Origin of the sequence: Kribbella sp. NPDC051586, from assembly GCF_044453965.1 — a bacterium.
In the GTDB taxonomy this organism is placed as follows: domain Bacteria; phylum Actinomycetota; class Actinomycetes; order Propionibacteriales; family Kribbellaceae; genus Kribbella.
In genome coordinates, this window is the sequence record NZ_JBITDF010000003.1 from 1,257,504 (window position 1) to 1,272,593 (window position 15,090).

15 protein-coding genes are annotated in these 15,090 nt (G+C 67.7%); 8 read left to right on the top strand and 7 right to left on the bottom strand.

Going from position 1 to position 15,090, the window contains the following annotated elements:
* The first annotated feature begins 4 nt into the window (after nucleotides 1–4).
* From ACIA58_RS24655 to ACIA58_RS24680, 6 genes are all read left to right on the top strand, one after another.
* Nucleotides 5–1,324, top strand: a complete 1,320-nt coding sequence (locus ACIA58_RS24655) for an ABC transporter substrate-binding protein (RefSeq protein WP_396406104.1) — start codon at nucleotides 5–7, stop codon at nucleotides 1,322–1,324.
* Nucleotides 1,325–1,328: 4 nt separating this feature from the next.
* Complete coding sequence (locus tag ACIA58_RS24660) at nucleotides 1,329–2,375, top strand: mandelate racemase/muconate lactonizing enzyme family protein (protein WP_396406105.1); 1,047 nt, start codon at nucleotides 1,329–1,331, stop codon at nucleotides 2,373–2,375.
* A 128-nt stretch (nucleotides 2,376–2,503) separates the two neighbouring features.
* A complete protein-coding gene (locus ACIA58_RS24665) occupies nucleotides 2,504–3,289 on the top strand; it encodes an SGNH/GDSL hydrolase family protein (protein WP_396406106.1) in 786 nt (261 codons plus the stop codon).
* A gap of 113 nt (nucleotides 3,290–3,402) precedes the next feature.
* Nucleotides 3,403–4,428 (top strand): winged helix DNA-binding domain-containing protein, encoded by a 1,026-nt coding sequence (locus tag ACIA58_RS24670; RefSeq protein WP_396406107.1) that lies wholly within the window; start codon nucleotides 3,403–3,405, stop codon nucleotides 4,426–4,428.
* Nucleotides 4,429–4,460: 32 nt separating this feature from the next.
* Entirely contained in the window at nucleotides 4,461–5,273 is an 813-nt protein-coding gene (locus ACIA58_RS24675) for an SRPBCC family protein (RefSeq protein ID WP_396406108.1), read from the top strand.
* 10 nt (nucleotides 5,274–5,283) lie between these two features.
* Nucleotides 5,284–6,699, top strand: coding sequence for an FAD-dependent monooxygenase (locus ACIA58_RS24680; RefSeq protein ID WP_396406109.1), 1,416 nt, complete (start codon nucleotides 5,284–5,286; stop codon nucleotides 6,697–6,699).
* 84 nt (nucleotides 6,700–6,783) lie between these two features.
* Here the strand turns inward: ACIA58_RS24680 and ACIA58_RS24685 are convergent, their stop codons facing one another.
* The gene (locus ACIA58_RS24685) at nucleotides 6,784–7,320 is read right to left on the bottom strand and encodes a MarR family winged helix-turn-helix transcriptional regulator (RefSeq protein WP_396406110.1); all 537 of its coding nucleotides are present in this window, start codon (nucleotides 7,318–7,320) and stop codon (nucleotides 6,784–6,786) included.
* A 235-nt stretch (nucleotides 7,321–7,555) separates the two neighbouring features.
* Here ACIA58_RS24685 and ACIA58_RS24690 point away from each other — a divergent pair, with 235 nt between their 5' ends.
* On the top strand, nucleotides 7,556–8,269 hold the full coding sequence (locus ACIA58_RS24690) for an SDR family NAD(P)-dependent oxidoreductase (RefSeq protein WP_396406111.1): 714 nt from the start codon (nucleotides 7,556–7,558) through the stop codon (nucleotides 8,267–8,269).
* 147 nt (nucleotides 8,270–8,416) lie between these two features.
* On the top strand, nucleotides 8,417–9,466 hold the full coding sequence (locus ACIA58_RS24695) for a LacI family DNA-binding transcriptional regulator (RefSeq protein WP_396406112.1): 1,050 nt from the start codon (nucleotides 8,417–8,419) through the stop codon (nucleotides 9,464–9,466).
* Between the two features lie 761 nt (nucleotides 9,467–10,227).
* Here the strand turns inward: ACIA58_RS24695 and ACIA58_RS24700 are convergent.
* The 6 genes from ACIA58_RS24700 to ACIA58_RS24725 form a co-directional block, all read right to left on the bottom strand.
* Entirely contained in the window at nucleotides 10,228–10,581 is a 354-nt protein-coding gene (locus ACIA58_RS24700) for a YciI family protein (RefSeq protein ID WP_396406113.1), read from the bottom strand.
* Nucleotides 10,582–10,688: 107 nt separating this feature from the next.
* Entirely contained in the window at nucleotides 10,689–11,132 is a 444-nt protein-coding gene (locus ACIA58_RS24705; protein ID WP_396406114.1) for a carboxymuconolactone decarboxylase family protein, read from the bottom strand.
* A 46-nt stretch (nucleotides 11,133–11,178) separates the two neighbouring features.
* Nucleotides 11,179–11,961 carry a sugar phosphate isomerase/epimerase family protein gene (locus ACIA58_RS24710; RefSeq protein WP_396406115.1) on the bottom strand — a complete coding sequence of 261 codons (783 nt, stop codon included), beginning with the start codon at nucleotides 11,959–11,961 and terminating at the stop codon, nucleotides 11,179–11,181.
* Nucleotides 11,962–11,964: 3 nt separating this feature from the next.
* Nucleotides 11,965–12,816 (bottom strand): carbohydrate ABC transporter permease, encoded by an 852-nt coding sequence (locus ACIA58_RS24715; protein WP_396406116.1) that lies wholly within the window; start codon nucleotides 12,814–12,816, stop codon nucleotides 11,965–11,967.
* Nucleotides 12,806–13,759 (bottom strand): carbohydrate ABC transporter permease, encoded by a 954-nt coding sequence (locus tag ACIA58_RS24720; RefSeq protein ID WP_396406117.1) that lies wholly within the window; start codon nucleotides 13,757–13,759, stop codon nucleotides 12,806–12,808. The genes ACIA58_RS24715 and ACIA58_RS24720 overlap by 11 nt, the downstream gene beginning before the upstream one ends.
* A 5-nt stretch (nucleotides 13,760–13,764) precedes the next feature.
* Nucleotides 13,765–15,087, bottom strand: coding sequence for an extracellular solute-binding protein (locus ACIA58_RS24725; RefSeq protein WP_396406118.1), 1,323 nt, complete (start codon nucleotides 15,085–15,087; stop codon nucleotides 13,765–13,767).
* Nucleotides 15,088–15,090 lie beyond the last annotated feature (3 nt).

Below are 15,090 nucleotides of genomic sequence, written 5' to 3' on the forward strand. Positions count from 1 at the left end.
GACCATGCCCGCATCAGAGATCTCCCGTCGGTCGGTACTCCGGGCCCTCGGCATCGGCGGCGGCGCGCTCGCCGCCGGACTCCCGCTCGCCGCCTGCGGCAGCAACGGCAGCGGCGGAGGAGGAGGCGGCGGCAATGCCTCCTGGATGACCTGGGACACCGAGAGCGGCACCCCGATGTACACGGTGGCGCAGAACTGGGCCAAGCAGGCCGGCAAGACCCTCGACATCCAGTCGATCCCCGGCGACGACTACGACACCAAGCTCCGGACCGTGCTGTCGTCCGGCGCGGCTCCGACCGCGATCCGGATCAACGACGACTACGTCCGCGGCTACTACGCGGAAGGCTCGCTGCTCGACCTGCGCCCGTACCTGGAGAAGGACGGGATCAAGCCGGAGGACTATTTCCCGGTCGCGTACAACTTCGCCAAGCAGCCGGACGGCGCGCACGCCGCGTGGCCGATCATGACCAACCCCGGAGTGCTGTACTGCAACACCGACGCGTTCGCGGAGGCCGGGGTCGAGCTGCCTCCGAAGGACTGGGCGAAGAGCGGCTGGACCTGGGACGACTTCGTCGACGCGGCCAAGAAGCTGACCAAGCCGAACGGCGAGCGCTGGGGAGCGCTGGTCTTCCCCGACACCTCGCTCGAGACCGTCTTCCCGGTCAGCAACGGCGGCGACGGCATCTACTCCAAGGACGCCACCCGGTTCACGCTGGCCGAACCGCAGGGCGCCGAGGCGATCCAGTGGGTCGCCGACCTCTCGCTCGTCCACAAGGTGCACCCGGACTTCGCCACCGTCACCGCCGGCAAGCAGACGCCGAACTGGGCGTTGTCCCAGCTCGGTACCGGGAAGGTCGCGATGCTGCTCTCGCTGACCAGCGGGGTCCCGTACCTGCGCAAGAACGCGAAGGTGAAGTGGGACATCTTCCCGACACCGATGAAGGTACGCCGGACGACGGTCAACACGCTGACCGTCCTCGCGGTCCCGAAGGCCTCGAAGGACCCGGACGCGGCCTGGAGCTTCCTGAAGTACTGCGCCGGCGCGGACGCGGCGAAGCTGCTGGCCCAGTCGCGCGGGTTCATGCCGGTCGCGAAGAGCTCGTCGGCGCTGTTCGTACCCGACGACAAGTCGCCGTCGAACCTTGCGCTGGTGACGCAGGCGCTCGACAACGCGGTGAACGAGAACTTCAGCCGCTACATCGAACGCGCCCGGACCATCTACCGGCCGGTGCTCGACGACGTCTGGAGCGGCAAGAAGACCGCCGAGGCGGCGCTGGGTAGCGTCAAACAGAAGGTCGAAGACGTTCTCGCAGGCAAGGGATGACCGGATGAAGATCACCGATATCACTGTCGAAGTCACCTCCGAACCGAAGGCGCACGCGGTTCGCGACGCGATCCAGTTGCTCGACCGCAACGGGCACACAAGGGTGCAGATCGACACCGACGAGGGCGTGAGCGGCGTCAGCACGACGTACTTCGGTCGCGTCGAGAGCTCGCCGGCCGTGCTGGCCCACCTGATCACCGACCAGTTGGCGCCGGTGATCGTGGGCGAGGATCCCGCGATGATCCGCGGGATCCGGCAGAAGCTGCAGACGCTGACCGATTACCAGGGCACCGCCGGGCTGTCGTCGTACGGCATCTCGGCGATCGACCTGGCGTTGTGGGACCTGCTCGGCAAGTCGCTGGACGTGCCCGTGTGGAAGCTGCTCGGAGCGCAGCGGTCCGCGATTCCGACGTACGCGATGGTCGGCTGGCTCGAGCTGGACGTCGCGGGGCTGGAGAGGGTGTCGGCGAAGGCGATGGAGCAGGGCTTCCGCGGCGTGAAGATGAAGGTCGGTGGCGGTCCGCTGAGCGAGGACGTCCAGCGGATCAAGGCGGTCCGCAACGTGATCGGGCCGGACGCGCCGCTGATGGTCGACGCGAACCAGGCATTCGGGTACTCCGAGGCGCTGCGGCGCGGGCGGGTGTACGAGGAACTGGACTGCCGATGGTTCGAGGAGCCGCTGCCGGCCGCGGACACCGACGCCCACGTCCGGCTGGCCGAGAAGCTGGACATCCCGATCGCAACGGGGGAGAACCGGTACGGGCAGGCTGCCTTCCGGGACTTGATCGCGCGGGGTGGCGTCGGCGTCGTACAACCTGATCTGCGCCGGGCCGGTGGGCTGACCGACTGTCTGGAGATCGGGTTGATGGCGGCCGGGTTCGGGGTGCCGTACGCGTCGCACGGCGGGGGAGCGCACATCCACGTGCTCGCCGCGCTGCCGAACACGATCTACGTGGAGAGCGGACTGTTGCCGGCCGACGGGAGGGTGGAGCTCGTCGACGGCTGTTATCCGCTGCCGCCGGGGCCGGGCCTGTCGTCCTGGAACGGCTAGTTGGTGACCGGCCCCGGGAATCCATGGTTAATTTGTTACTAGGACCTTGTGTGTTACTCGCCAGTCAGCGAAGGTGACGTTGAGTACTTCAGTCGCCACCCCTCGCTCATGCAAAGGCGGTCCGCCCAATGAAGTCCATCGCCAGTTTGCTGTCCGCTGCGGCTCTCGGCGCCGCGATGCTGCTCAGTCCGGGCGTCGCGCACGCCGCGGCCCAGAACTACGTCGCACTCGGTGACTCGTACGCCTCCGGTGTCGGGACCCGCACCTACATCTCCAGCAGCGGGTCCTGCCAGCGGTCCACCAAGGCGTACGCCTACATCGACGCCGGCCGGATCGGGGCCAACCTGACCTTCGTGGCCTGCTCCGGCGCCAAGGTCGCCGACGTCACGGCGAACCAGCTGCCGTCGGTGACCAGCTCGACCAACATCGTCTCGGTCCAGGTCGGCGGGAACGACGCCGGCTTCTCGTCGGTCATCACCGAGTGCGCGAAGCCGTCGTGGCTCGGCGACTGCACCAGCGCGGTGGCCGGTGCCCAGACGATCATCAACAACACGCTGCCCGGCCGGCTGAACACGCTGTACTCGTCGATCAAGAGCCGCGCCTCGTCGGCCCAGGTGGTCGTCGTCGGGTACCCACGGCTGTTCAACGGCACCGACTGCAACGCCGGCACGTTCTTCAGCCCGGACGAGATGACCCGGCTGAACGCGACCGCCGACCTGCTCAACTCCAAGCTCCAGGCCTCGGCGAGCGCGGCCGGGTTCACGTTCGTCAACCCGACGTCGAAGTTCATCGGGCACTCGGTCTGCGGCAGCCCGGAGTGGATCAACGGTCTGTCGAACCCGATCAGCGAGTCCTACCACCCGAACGTCACCGGCCAGGCGGCGTTCGCGGACCTGGTCCAGCCGGCACTCTGAGGCCTTTTACGCCCCTTTACGACTCCGCCCCGGGTGCGAACCGGAGCGGTTTCGTATTTCAGGATGCGGACTCGTCCGGTTCGTGGTGTCATGCTGAGGTGGCGCGGAGGTCTGTGGACTGGTTACTGGCGGCCAGGATGCAGGCCAACTGCTTGGCGCGTCCGGTGAACGAGGCCGGCCCCGGAGGGGTGGCCGACGTCGTACGCCGGACGGGGGGCCTCCAGGCGCAGACGTGGCGCGGCGCCGCGTACGCCGTACGGGCCCGATCGACCGCGACCACCCTCGCCGACGTCTCGCACGCCCAGGAGCTCGATCGCTCGGTCGTCCGCGGCTGGTTCATGCGCGGCACGCTGCAACTGGTCGCCGTCGAGGACGCCGGTCCGCTGCTGGGTCTGCTCGGCCCGAAACTGATCAAGGACACCGAGCGCAGGTACGGCGAACTCGGCCTGACGGAACGCATCCGCTCGGAGTCCGCCGACCTGCTCGAGCAGCATCTGCTCGCGAACGGCGCATCGACCCGCACGGAGCTGGCCGAGGTCCTCGTCGCCGCCGGACTGATCCCCGAGCCGAAGGGGCAGGCTGTTTATGCCCTGATCCGGCATGCGGGCCTGCTCGGCCGCCTCTGCTACGGGCCGGGCCACGACCGCGCCGAGACCTGGGTCGCGACGCAGGCCTGGCTCGGCAAGCCGCTTGCGCTGGAAGGCGATCTGGAGGGTTTGGCGCGGCGCTACCTGAGCGCGTACGGCCCAGCGACGGCGCGCGACTTCGCGACCTGGTCCGGGCTGCCGGTGCCTGCCGCCCGCCGGGCTGTCGAGGCGGTCGCCACGGAGTCGTTCGAGGTCGACGGAACGACGGTCGTTGCGGTGGACGACGTACCTGGCTGCCGTGAGGTCCGGATGCTGGGGGAGTTCGACGCGTACTTGCTCGGCTATCAGAACCGCTATCAGCAGCTGCCGTCCGCGATCTTCCCCGGCGGCGGCATGCTCCGGCCGGCCGTCGTCGAAGCTGGACGGGCGATCGGCGGCTGGCGGCACGCGGACCTGTCGGTCGATCTGTTCGAGGGCGAGGCCGACGTCTCTGCCGACCTCTCTGCCGACCTCTCTGCTGAGCTCGCGGATCTGCTCCGGTTCGCCGGTTGAACGTATATGCCGCTGCGAGTATATATGGATCCATGACCGAGACGTTGAGTTCTGAGAACGGGCGGACCGTGCTGCGGATGCGGCGAGAGCTGCGGCATCCGGCGGAGAAGGTCTGGCGGGCGATCACCGAGCCGGGGCAGTTGGCGGGGTGGTTCCCGGCCGCGGTCGAGCTGGATCTGCGGCTGGACGGGGTGGTCAGGTTCACGTTCGAGGAGGACCCGGGCGCGCCGGTCGACGAGCAGAGCACTGGGGTGATCCGCGCGTACGAGCCTCCGCATCTGATCGAGTACACCTGGGGCGACGAGGTCCTCCGCTGGGAGCTCCTGCCGACCGCGGCCGGTTGCACGCTGCAGCTCACCGCGACGTACGACGATCGCGCGGGCTCGGCGAGCTTCGCCGGCGGCTGGACGCTGTGCTTCGACGCGCTGGAGCGAGTCCTGGGTGACACCGTCTCCGAACGCGACTACCGCGAACTCCACGAGCACTTCGTCAAGGCCTTCGGCCTGGATCAAGGCACGCTCGCCGACGACGGCACCCTCCGCTTCGAACGCCAACTGGTCCAGCCGAAGGAAGCAGTCTGGGAACGCCTCACCGGCGCCGAGCCCACCGTCGTCGGCAACCCGCCACCCGCTGGTTTCGTTCCCAAGGGCATCGACGCCGGCGCGGTCACCGAGGTGGATGGACCGGTCCGGCTCACCTGCGCCTGCGATGGTGGTGAAGTGACCTGGACTCTTCGGGACGGCAACGGCGGAGCCCGCCTGCTCGTCACCCAATCCGGCGCCACGGCAGATCAGCTACCGGCCTGGCGCGACCACATCCAAGCCCTCGCCGACCAACTCGTCTGATTTGGAGACCATGTTCGACGTCATCATCGCCGGCTGCGGACCTACCGGAGCGATGCTCGCCGCGGAATTGCGGCTGCACGACCTGCGGGTACTCGTGCTGGAGAAGGAAACCGAGCCGCCGTCGTACGTCCGCATAGTCGGCCTGCACATTCGCAGTCTCGAGCTGATGGCGATGCGCGGACTGCTGGATCGCCTGCTCGAACGCGGACGACGGCGTCCGGCCGGCGGATTCTTCGCCGCCATTCCGGCGCCGGCGCCTGAGGGTCTGGATTCCGAGCACGCCTATCTGCTGGGCATCCCGCAGCCGGTTCTCGTCGACAAGCTCGCAGAACATGCGATCGGACTGGGTGCGCAGGTACGGCATGGTCGTGCGGTGGTCGCCTTCGAGGAGGACGACGACGGGGTGACGGTCGAGTTGGACGACGGTGAGCAGTTGCGGTCGCGGTATCTGATCGGCTGTGACGGCGGGCGCAGTACTGTGCGCAAGCTGCTCGGCGTCGGCTTCCCCGGGGAGCCCTCGCGCACCGAGACGCTGATGGGCGAGATGGAAGTCGGTGTGCCGCCCGCGGAGATTGCCGCCAAGGTGACCGAGATCCGCGAGACCAACAAGACCTTCAGCATCGGTCCGTTCGGCGACGGGATCTATCGCGTCGTGGTGCCGGTCGGGGGAGTCACGGACCACGCGGAACCGCCGACCATCGACGACTTCAGACACCACTTGCGCGCCCTGGCCGGAACCGACTTCGGCGTGCATTCCCCGCGGTGGCTGTCCCGGTTCGGCGACACCACCCGCCTCGCCGAACGCTATCGGATCGGACGGGTGCTGCTCGCCGGCGACTCCGCACACATCCACCCGCCCACCGGCGGACAGGGCCTCAACCTGGGCATCCAGGACGCCGTCAATCTCGGCTGGAAGCTGGCCGCACAGATCCGCGGCTGGGCCCCGGCAACGCTCCTCGACACCTACGAGACCGAACGCCGTCCGGTCGCCGCGGACGTCCTGGACAACACCCGCGCCCAGATGGAACTGCTCTCCACCGAACCGGGCCCCCAGGCCGTCCGCAGGCTCCTCACCGAACTGATGAACTTCGACGAGGTGAACCGCTACCTGATCGAGAAGATCACCGCGATCGACATCCGGTACGACTTCGGCGACGGCCCCGACCTCCTGGGCCGCCGCCAACCCGACGTCGAACTCAACCAAGGCCAGCTGTACGACCACCTCCACCGCGGCCGAGGCCTCCTCCTGGACGGGACCGGGCACCTGACCACCGGCGCCTGGTCCGACCGGGTCGACTACCTCGCGGCTCCCACCGCGGCTCCGAGCAGGCTCCTACGCCCCGACGGCCACATCGCCTGGCTAGGCGACAACCAGGAAGACCTAGACCTGCACCTGACCCGCTGGTTCGGCAACCACACCGGCTGAGATGTATTGGCGAAGGTGTTCGGCGGTGAGGTACGAACTTTAGTCAGAGTCCACGCAGGGCGGGCCCAAATAGCCTCAAGTCCGTCAGGAAGGTTTGCGGGCGACCAGGGCAACCTCGTCGAGGAGCGACTGCAGTTGCGTGGCCAACCGGGCGCGGGCATCGGGGGACAGGGACGCGACCAGCTCGGACTCGCGGGTGAGCACCTGGTCGACGGTCCGCTCGATCAGCTCGTGGCCGGTCTTCGTCAGCGTCACCACAACCGCCCGGCTCCCGTCACCGGCCGGCCGGCGGGTCACCAGCCCGCTGTCCTCGGCGCGGGCGACCCGCTGCGAGATCGCTCCTGCGGTGACGAGCGTCCGGCGCGACAGCTCCCGGGTGCTCAGCTCGTACGGCGACCCCGCGCGCCGCAGCACGCTGAGCAGATCCAGCGTCGCGGGGTCCACGCCGGCGTCGGCGAGCACCCGGCGGCGGTCGTCGGCGAACAGCTTGGCCAGCCGCCACAGCGGAGTGACGATCTCGATCGAGTCGGTCGGCGTACCCGGGCGTTCGCGCTGCCAGGCACGGGCGATCTCCGCCGCGGGGTACGGACTCGGCGAATCGAGCGGGTAGTTGTCAGCCACGAGAACCATGCTACGTTTAGACCTAAACATTTAGACCTAAACGCCACGCCCACCGCCTCACGACCTCCCGCAGCCCCCGCCGCGTTTGAGGGGTTATCCGCTCGACTTGCTCCTTCTCCCCTTTCACACCGGGGGAGAAGGAGCAACAGCAGCGGATAACCCCTGAAAACAGCCGGTGCGGGCTCCGGCGCTGGTGGTGGATCGGGTGGACGGGTGAGACGAGAGGATGGGGTTGATGAGGGTGAGGACGGTTGTGGTGACCGGGGGAGCGACCGGGATCGGGCGGGCGACTGCCGAGCGGTTCCGGGCGGACGGCGACGAGGTGGTGATCACCGGGCGGCGGGCCGACGTACTCGAGAAGACCGCGGCCGACCTGGGAGCCAGGGGAGTGGTCTGCGATGCGACGGATCCGGCGCAGATCGAGCGGCTGCTGTGGGAGTTGCCGGACCATGTCGACGTACTGGTCAACAATGCCGGCGGCAACACCGACTTCGGCAGGCCGGACGGCGATCTGGCGCAACTGAAGGCGAACTGGCTGGCGAACCTCGAGGCCAACCTGATCAGCGCCGTCCTCACCACGACTGCTCTCGCGCCGCGACTCACCACCGCCGTCGTCCACCTCGGCTCGATCGCCGGTGCTCGCGGAGCGGGTTCGTACGGCGCGTCCAAGGCCGGGCTCGCGATGTGGAACGCCGATGTCGCCGCTGAGCTCGGCCCGCGGGGAATCACCTCGAACGTCGTCGCGCCCGGCTTCACCGCGGACACCGAGTTCTTCCAGGGCCGGCTGACCGACCAGCGCCGCGAGACGTTGCTTCAGGCAACATTGACCAAGCGTGAAGGCGAGGTGGACGACATCGCCGGCACCATCCACTTCCTCGCCTCGCCCGCGGCCCGCCACCTCACCGGCCAGGTCCTGCACGTGAACGGCGGGGCGCTGATCACGAGATAGATCTGCATCTCGACAGGACGTATCGGTGGAATCGGGCGGCGCGCGCCCCGGGCTGAGCCTGGCGGGTCCCCGACTGGGCGAAGACCTCCTGTCGAGATGCGGATCCACGCTGCGTGACAACGTGTGCCAGGTGTGACAATGGGCGACATGCGTCCCACCGTCAAAGATGTCGCCAAGCTGGCCGGGGTGTCGCCGAAGACGGTGTCGAACGTGATCAACGGCGTCGTCTTCGTGCGCCCCGAGACCCGCGCCCGGGTGGAGAGCGCCCTGGTCGAGCTCGACTACGTGCCGAACATGAGCGCGCGGGGACTGCGCAACGGCCGCTCCGGCATGATCGCGCTGGCGCTGCCCGACCTGCTCCGGCCGTACTCCGCCGAGATCGTCCACCTGGTCGTCGAGCTGGCCCACGAGCGCGGCTGGGGTGTGCAGATCGAGCAGACCGCAGCCGAGCCCAAGCGTGAGTTCGAGCTGCTGTCGAAGGCCCGCGCGTACCTCGTCGACGGCCTGATCCTGAACCCGGTGAACCTCGACGACAGCGCGGTGACATCCGCGGGACCGCTGCCGCCGGTCGTGCTGATCGGCGACGTCGACCAGGACGTCGTGAGCCAGGTCGCGATCGACAACGTCGCGGCCGCGCGCGACATGACCAAGCACCTGCTGGCCCGCGGTTGCGGCCGCATCGCGGTCGTCGGCACGCCGGAGATCCCGCGCGGATCGTCAGGCACCGGCGTGCTCGCGGGCTCCGCGGAAGGGCCCGGTACGGCGGCCTCGCGACTGAGGACTACCGGATATCACCAGGCGCTCGAAGAGGCCGGCATACCGATCGATTCGTCGCTCGAGATCAGCCTCGACCGCTGGCGGCCGGAGGGCGCGGCGACCGTGGTCGGGAAGTACCTGGCAGACCATGACCTGCCCGACGCGTTCTTCTGCTTCACCGACTCGCTCGCCTCGGGTGCACTGGCCGCGCTGTGGGAGGCGGGCATCGCCGTACCGCGGCAGACGCTGGTCGCCGGGTTCGACAACATCCTCGAGAGCCAGTTCATGATCCCGCCGCTGACCACGATCGATTTCGACCGGCGGGCGTTCGTCGCGGCCGCGCTGGATCTGCTCGCCGAGCGGATGGCCGACAAGGACGCGCCGGCACGCAGGGTGATGATCCCGCACCGCATCGTCGAGCGCACCAGTACCGAACGCTAACGGATACGTTTCCAGTCGGCACCTACACACTCGCCCGGGACCTCAAACGCAACAGTTCCTGATCGTGTCGCCGGCCGCCAGATGCTCGCCTTCATCAAGGGCATTGCTACCACTGGCTTCGGTGGTCAGTAGTTGCCTGCAAACAAGGCGTGGACAAAAGTTTCGGCACGCGGGATTCCGGTCACGATCCCTTGAAAACGTGGTCACTCTCAGCAAGGGTTGCCTGATCACTTCCGCGTCTTTTCCGGGTGCGGGGAGGACGGGGGAGTGTGCGGTCTGCGACCGCGTCCGCCGCCACTCGGGGGCAGTTCACGATGAGAAGGGGGAAGTGTGTCAGCGATGAGAAGGCTCGCCGAGCAGTGCCGTGATGTGAGGAGTCACGGCAATGCAGGGCTCGGACGAGCCGCGATCCAACCGGCGGTCTGCACCGGCATCCACGAGGTGACCTCGTCGATCAGCCCAGTGCGACCGCGACGCGTGGCGATGCTCAGACTGAGCAACGGTATGACGACCACGCTGCGACTCGGCGAGGGTGTCATGCTGCCTGCGCCTGGTAGCACTGTTTTCGTCCAAGGTGGCCGGGGCATGGGTGACCAGCCCGCCTCAGGTGGGGTCATCCTCGCTTCGAGCGAGCCCGTCCGGACGTCAACGGTCTGAGTCAGTGACTCGCCGGTCTCAGGTGTCGACGCCCAGCTGAGGCCGGCAAGTTGTTCGACTCGCCCGCACTTTCGCATCCTGCCGACCGCACCCGGCAGCGCGATCTAGTCCGGCAGGGGATCCATGAGTTCCCGGATCTCGATCGGTGAGTACGGCGCCTCGGGCAGCCGCGCGGCGATCTCGGCCGCCCGCTCGAGGCTGTCGCAGTCGACGACGTAGTACCCGGCCAGCACTTCCTTGGCCTCGGTGAACGGGCCGTCCGTGACCGCCGGCACGCCGTCGATGACCCGGACCACGCGCGCGTTCGCCGTGGTGAGACCGAGCCCGTCGACGAACTCGCCGCTCGCCTGGAGCTCCGCGCTCAGCTTGCGGTGCTGTTCCATCAGTCCGTCGATGCCCTTGGCGTGCAGGGCGTCCCACGTCTCGTCGTTCCCGTAGATCAGCAGCATGTATTTCATCGCTTGCCTCCATTCACCCGGGAACGTCGGAGCCGCGGACGCCGTCTCGACAGCAGTGCCGGAATCGGCCCCGCCCCACCGCCCCGGTCAAGGGCTCACGTTAGCCGCTACCAAGTGGCGCCGGCAGGCTGGCGCACCGTGGTGTTGATCCGGTTGAACATGTTGGTGAGCGCGATCATCAGCACGAGCGCCGACAGTTCCTTCTCACCGAAGTGCTCGCTCGCCGCGGCCCAGATCTCGTCACTCACCGCGGTCGGGTTGTCGGCCAGCCGGGTCGCGGCCTCGGCCATCTCGAGCGCGGCCCGCTCGGCGTCGGTGAACAGGTCGGAGTCGCGCCAGGCCGCGACCTGGTGCAACCGCTCGTCGGTCTCGCCGTTCTTCAGCGCCGACTTGATCCCGCCGAACACGCACGGCGAGCAGCCGTTGATCTGGCTGGCCCGCAGGTGCACGAGCTCCAGGACCTTGCCGTCCGTTCCGGACTGCCCGATCGCCTTGTAGATGTTCTGGATGCCCTTCGTGGCGTCCGGCAGGATCTCTGCGGGGTTCGTCATCCGTGCTTGCATGGGAGGTTCTCCATCAGGTTCGCGAGTGTTGATTTCACTGCCTTGACGGATGCTGCGCGGCGGATGTGACAGCGAAGCGCAGATCTTTTTCGAGCCGCTCTTCGACGGGTACGGCGGGATCGGAGTACTGGCCTGTCAGGCAGATCGGGCCGGTGTACTTGATCTTCTGCAGTGCGGCGAAGACGGCCGGCCAGTCGGCCAGTCCGTCCTCGGCCTCGACGAAGTTGGTCTTCCAGCCGCCGTCGGTTCGCAGGTAGTGGACGTTCTTGAGGTTCACGATGCCGAGCCGCTGCGCGCCGAGCTCCAGCGTGACCGCGGGATGGTCGCCGGCCAGCGCGTCGTGCGCGGCGTCCCACACGAGCTTGTACCGATCGGGCAGTCCTTCGAGCAGCTGCAGTACGCCGAGAGTCGACGACACGAACCGCCCGTGATGCGGCTGTACGCCGACCTGCACGTCGTACCGCTCGGTCAGTACGGCGGCCTGCTCGAGCAGAGTGCGGTTGCGCCGCACGGACGCGGCGTACCCGTCGGGGCCGAGCTCGGCCATGATCCGGATCATCGGGACCCCGGCGTCAGCGCAGGCGGCGAAGACCTGCTCGGACAGGTCGCTCGCGACGCTGATCGGTTCGATGCCTTCGGCCCGCAACTGCGCGGTGAACTTGGGCAGCTCGGCCACGGCATTGGCCGGCGTGAGGTACGCCGTGTCGCGGACCGGGATCTCGGCGCCGCCGAATCCGATCCCCGCTACCAGTTGTCCCAGCTCGTCGCCGGGCAGACCGGCCCAGGGTTTGGTGAAGACGGACCACAGATAGGTCATTGTTCAGCGGCCTCCCAGCCCACTCATGGTGATACCTCGGACGAACCAGCGTTGTGTCAGGAAGAACAGGATGATCAGCGGGATCGTTGTGACGGTCGCTGCCATCAGCAACAAGTTCCACTGGGTGCCGTTGGTGTCCTGGAACACCTGCAGCCCGACCGACGCCGTCCTGGTCGCATCGCTGTTGGAGATGACGAGCGGCCAGAGCAGGTTGTTCCACTGGCCGATGAACTTGAACACGGCCAGTGTCGCGATCGCGGGGACCGCGAGTGGCACGATCACCCGGACGAAAGCCTGCCAACGGTTGGCGCCGTCCAGCCGGGCGGCCTCCTCGTAGTCGCGGGGGATGCCGAGGAAGAACTGCCGCAGCAGGAAAACCCCGATCGCCGTGAACGCGTGCGGCAGGATCATCCCTGGCCAGGTGTCGATGCCGTGCAGCTTGGCGACCAGCACGAACTGCGGGATCAGGGTCACCTGCGACGGAATCATCAGCGTGGCCAGGTAGATCCCGAACAGCCAGCTCCGGCCGGGGAAGTTCAGCCGGGCGAAGGCGTACGCCGCGAGCGCCGCGGTGACTGTTTCGAGGATCGTCGTACCGGCGGCGAAGTAGATCGTGTTCAGCAGGTACTTGCCGAGCGGGACGAGGTCGAACGCGCGGGTCAGGTTCTCCGGGTGCCAGCTGCTCGGCCAGAACGACGGCTTGGCCGCCATCGACTCGGCATCGGACTGGAACGCGACCAGGATCATCATGACGACCGGGATCAGCGTCAGCGCGGTGACCAGGAAGCACGCGAAGACGATGAGCTTCCGCTGCAACACTTTGTTGTGGACCAGTGGCATGGCTTCAGTTGTCATAGTGCACCAGCCTCCGCTGGAAGAGGAACTGACCGGCGGTGATCACCACGATGAACGCGAACAGCACCAGCGACTGCGCCGCGGCGTACCCCTGGTCGTAGTTCTCGAAGCCGGTCCGGTAGATGTACATGACCAGCGTGGTGGTGCGCGTGCCCGGACCGCCGTTGGTCATGATCAGTGCCTGGTCGAAGACCTGGAACGATCCGATCACCGACGTGACGATGACGAAGAACAGCGCGGGGGACAGCATCGGCAGCGTGATGTGCCGGAAGCTGTTCCACGGCGAGGTGCCGTCCACGCGGCCGGCTTCGTACAGCTGTTGCGGGATCGCCTGGAGGCCGGCGAGGAAGACCACCATGCCGAAGCCGAAGCTCTTCCACACGCTCATCAATATCAGGGCGGGCATCGCCCAGTTGTCCGAGATCAGCCACGCCGGCCCGTTGATGCCGAACCAGCCGAGCACGGCGTTCACCAGGCCGTCGTGCGGGATGTAGAGCCAGATCCAGACGAACGCCACCGCGACCGTGATGGTTGCGTATGGCAACAGCAGCAGCGACCGGAAGACGGCGACGCGGCGGACGCCCTGGTTGAGCAGCAGCGCCAGGGCGAGGCTGACCAGGATCGTCAGCGGCACGCTGACCAAGGTGAAGTACGCCGTGTTGCCGAGCGCCGACCAGAACGTCGGGTCGGGTCCGAGGCGGGCGAAGTTGTGCAGGCCGGCCCAGGTCGGCGCGCTGAAGAGGTTCCAGTTCAGCAGCGAGATGACGCCCGCGGCAACGACCGGTCCGGCGGTGAAGATCAGGAAGCCGATCAGGCTGGGCAGGATGAACAGCCATGCGGTGAGCGCTTCGCGGCTGCGCCAGCGCGGAGTCGGTCCGGACGCCTGCTGGGACGGTGTGGGGGTGGTGACCGCTGGTGCGGTGTCTGCTGTTGAAAGAGCCATGGTGATCACCCCTTCCTGGCGCTGGCTTGGCGGATGGTGTCGAGATGCTGCCGCATCAGGATGTCGAGGCGCGGCGTGAGCCCGTTGATCGCGTCCGGGACGCTGACCTGGCCGAGGAATGTGCGCGGCAGATCCTGACCGAGCAGCTGCTTGACCTGGTTCCAGTTCGTGGTCACGTCGAAGGCGTGACCGCCGGCGAGCTTGCCGGCCAGGATCTCCTGCACGATGCCCAGGTTGTCCGGCGGCGGCTGGAAGGCGCTGCCGGCACTGAGCCGGGCCGGGTTGTTGCGGCCGGCCTTGGCGTAGATGTCGAGCGCGCCGGTGCTGGTCAGCGTCTTGATCAGCTTCCACGCGAGGTCGAGCTCGGCCCCCTCGCGCACCCCCGACGGGATCGCGAAGCTGGAGCCCGAGACCCGCGGCTTGCTGCCGGCCGAGCCGGCCGGGAACGGGATGATGTCCCAGTCGAACTTCGCCTTCCGGGCGTTCACGACCTGCCAGGGGCCGTTCTGCATGAACGCGACGTTGCCCTGCATGAAGTTCGACAGCGAGCTCTCGGTGACGAGGTTCTTGATCGGCGGGGTGACCTTGTCCGTCACGAACAGGTCGATGACGTACTGCAGCGCCTCCATGGCCTCGGGATCACCCAGCGTGCTCCGGCCGCCGTCGTCGCTCATCACGTTGCCGCCGGCGCAGTAGATCCAGGACACCAGGTCGTCGATCGCCGGCGCGCAGGTGAAGCCGTACTGCTGACCGGGCTTGGTGAGCTGTTTGCACAGGTCGCGGAACGTTGCCCACGACATCGGTTCGGTCCGGGACGGCAGCGGGATGCCCTGCTTCTTCAGCAGGTCCTTGTTGTAGTACATGACCGTCGGCGCGACGTCGAAGCCGATCGCGTAGGTCTTGCCGTTGAAGCTCGAGATCCGCTGACTGGTCTGGTAGAAGTCGTCCAGGGAGAAGTCGGGATCGGCGGCGATCAGGTCGTCGAGGGGCCGGTGCGCACCACGGGCGGCGTACGTCGGGATCAGGGTGCCGTTGAGCGCGGTCACCAGGCTCGCCGTACCGCTGACGAGCTGGAGGTCGAGCTTGGTCGGGTAGCCGCTCGACGGCGTCAGGGTGGCGACGGACCTGACCTTGAGCTGCTGCTCGACGTACTTGCCGAAGTCGTCCCAGACCTTCTTCTCGGCGGCACTGCTGGACCACATGGCCCAGGTGGCGGCGCCGGCCGGCGGACCGGACGAGCACCCGGACAGACTTCCGGCCGCGGCTATCCCGAGACCGGCAAAGCCGCTCATCCCTAGGAAGCCGCGGCGGGACAGCTTTGTAGACACGTT

What these genes read in the sequence shown, in the direction of transcription:
- ACIA58_RS24655 (WP_396406104.1), top strand. Translation starts at nt 5, where the DNA reads ATGCCCGCATCAGAGATCTCCCGTCGGTCGGTACTCCGGGCCCTCGGC.
- ACIA58_RS24660 (WP_396406105.1), top strand. Translation starts at nt 1,329, where the DNA reads ATGAAGATCACCGATATCACTGTCGAAGTCACCTCCGAACCGAAGGCG.
- ACIA58_RS24665 (WP_396406106.1), top strand. Translation starts at nt 2,504, where the DNA reads ATGAAGTCCATCGCCAGTTTGCTGTCCGCTGCGGCTCTCGGCGCCGCG.
- ACIA58_RS24675 (WP_396406108.1), top strand. Translation starts at nt 4,461, where the DNA reads ATGACCGAGACGTTGAGTTCTGAGAACGGGCGGACCGTGCTGCGGATG.
- ACIA58_RS24680 (WP_396406109.1), top strand. Translation starts at nt 5,284, where the DNA reads ATGTTCGACGTCATCATCGCCGGCTGCGGACCTACCGGAGCGATGCTC.
- ACIA58_RS24690 (WP_396406111.1), top strand. Translation starts at nt 7,556, where the DNA reads ATGAGGGTGAGGACGGTTGTGGTGACCGGGGGAGCGACCGGGATCGGG.
- ACIA58_RS24695 (WP_396406112.1), top strand. Translation starts at nt 8,417, where the DNA reads ATGCGTCCCACCGTCAAAGATGTCGCCAAGCTGGCCGGGGTGTCGCCG.
- ACIA58_RS24700 (WP_396406113.1), bottom strand. Translation starts at nt 10,581, where the DNA reads ATGAAATACATGCTGCTGATCTACGGGAACGACGAGACGTGGGACGCC.
- ACIA58_RS24705 (WP_396406114.1), bottom strand. Translation starts at nt 11,132, where the DNA reads ATGACGAACCCCGCAGAGATCCTGCCGGACGCCACGAAGGGCATCCAG.
- ACIA58_RS24710 (WP_396406115.1), bottom strand. Translation starts at nt 11,961, where the DNA reads ATGACCTATCTGTGGTCCGTCTTCACCAAACCCTGGGCCGGTCTGCCC.
- ACIA58_RS24715 (WP_396406116.1), bottom strand. Translation starts at nt 12,816, where the DNA reads ATGACAACTGAAGCCATGCCACTGGTCCACAACAAAGTGTTGCAGCGG.
- ACIA58_RS24720 (WP_396406117.1), bottom strand. Translation starts at nt 13,759, where the DNA reads ATGGCTCTTTCAACAGCAGACACCGCACCAGCGGTCACCACCCCCACA.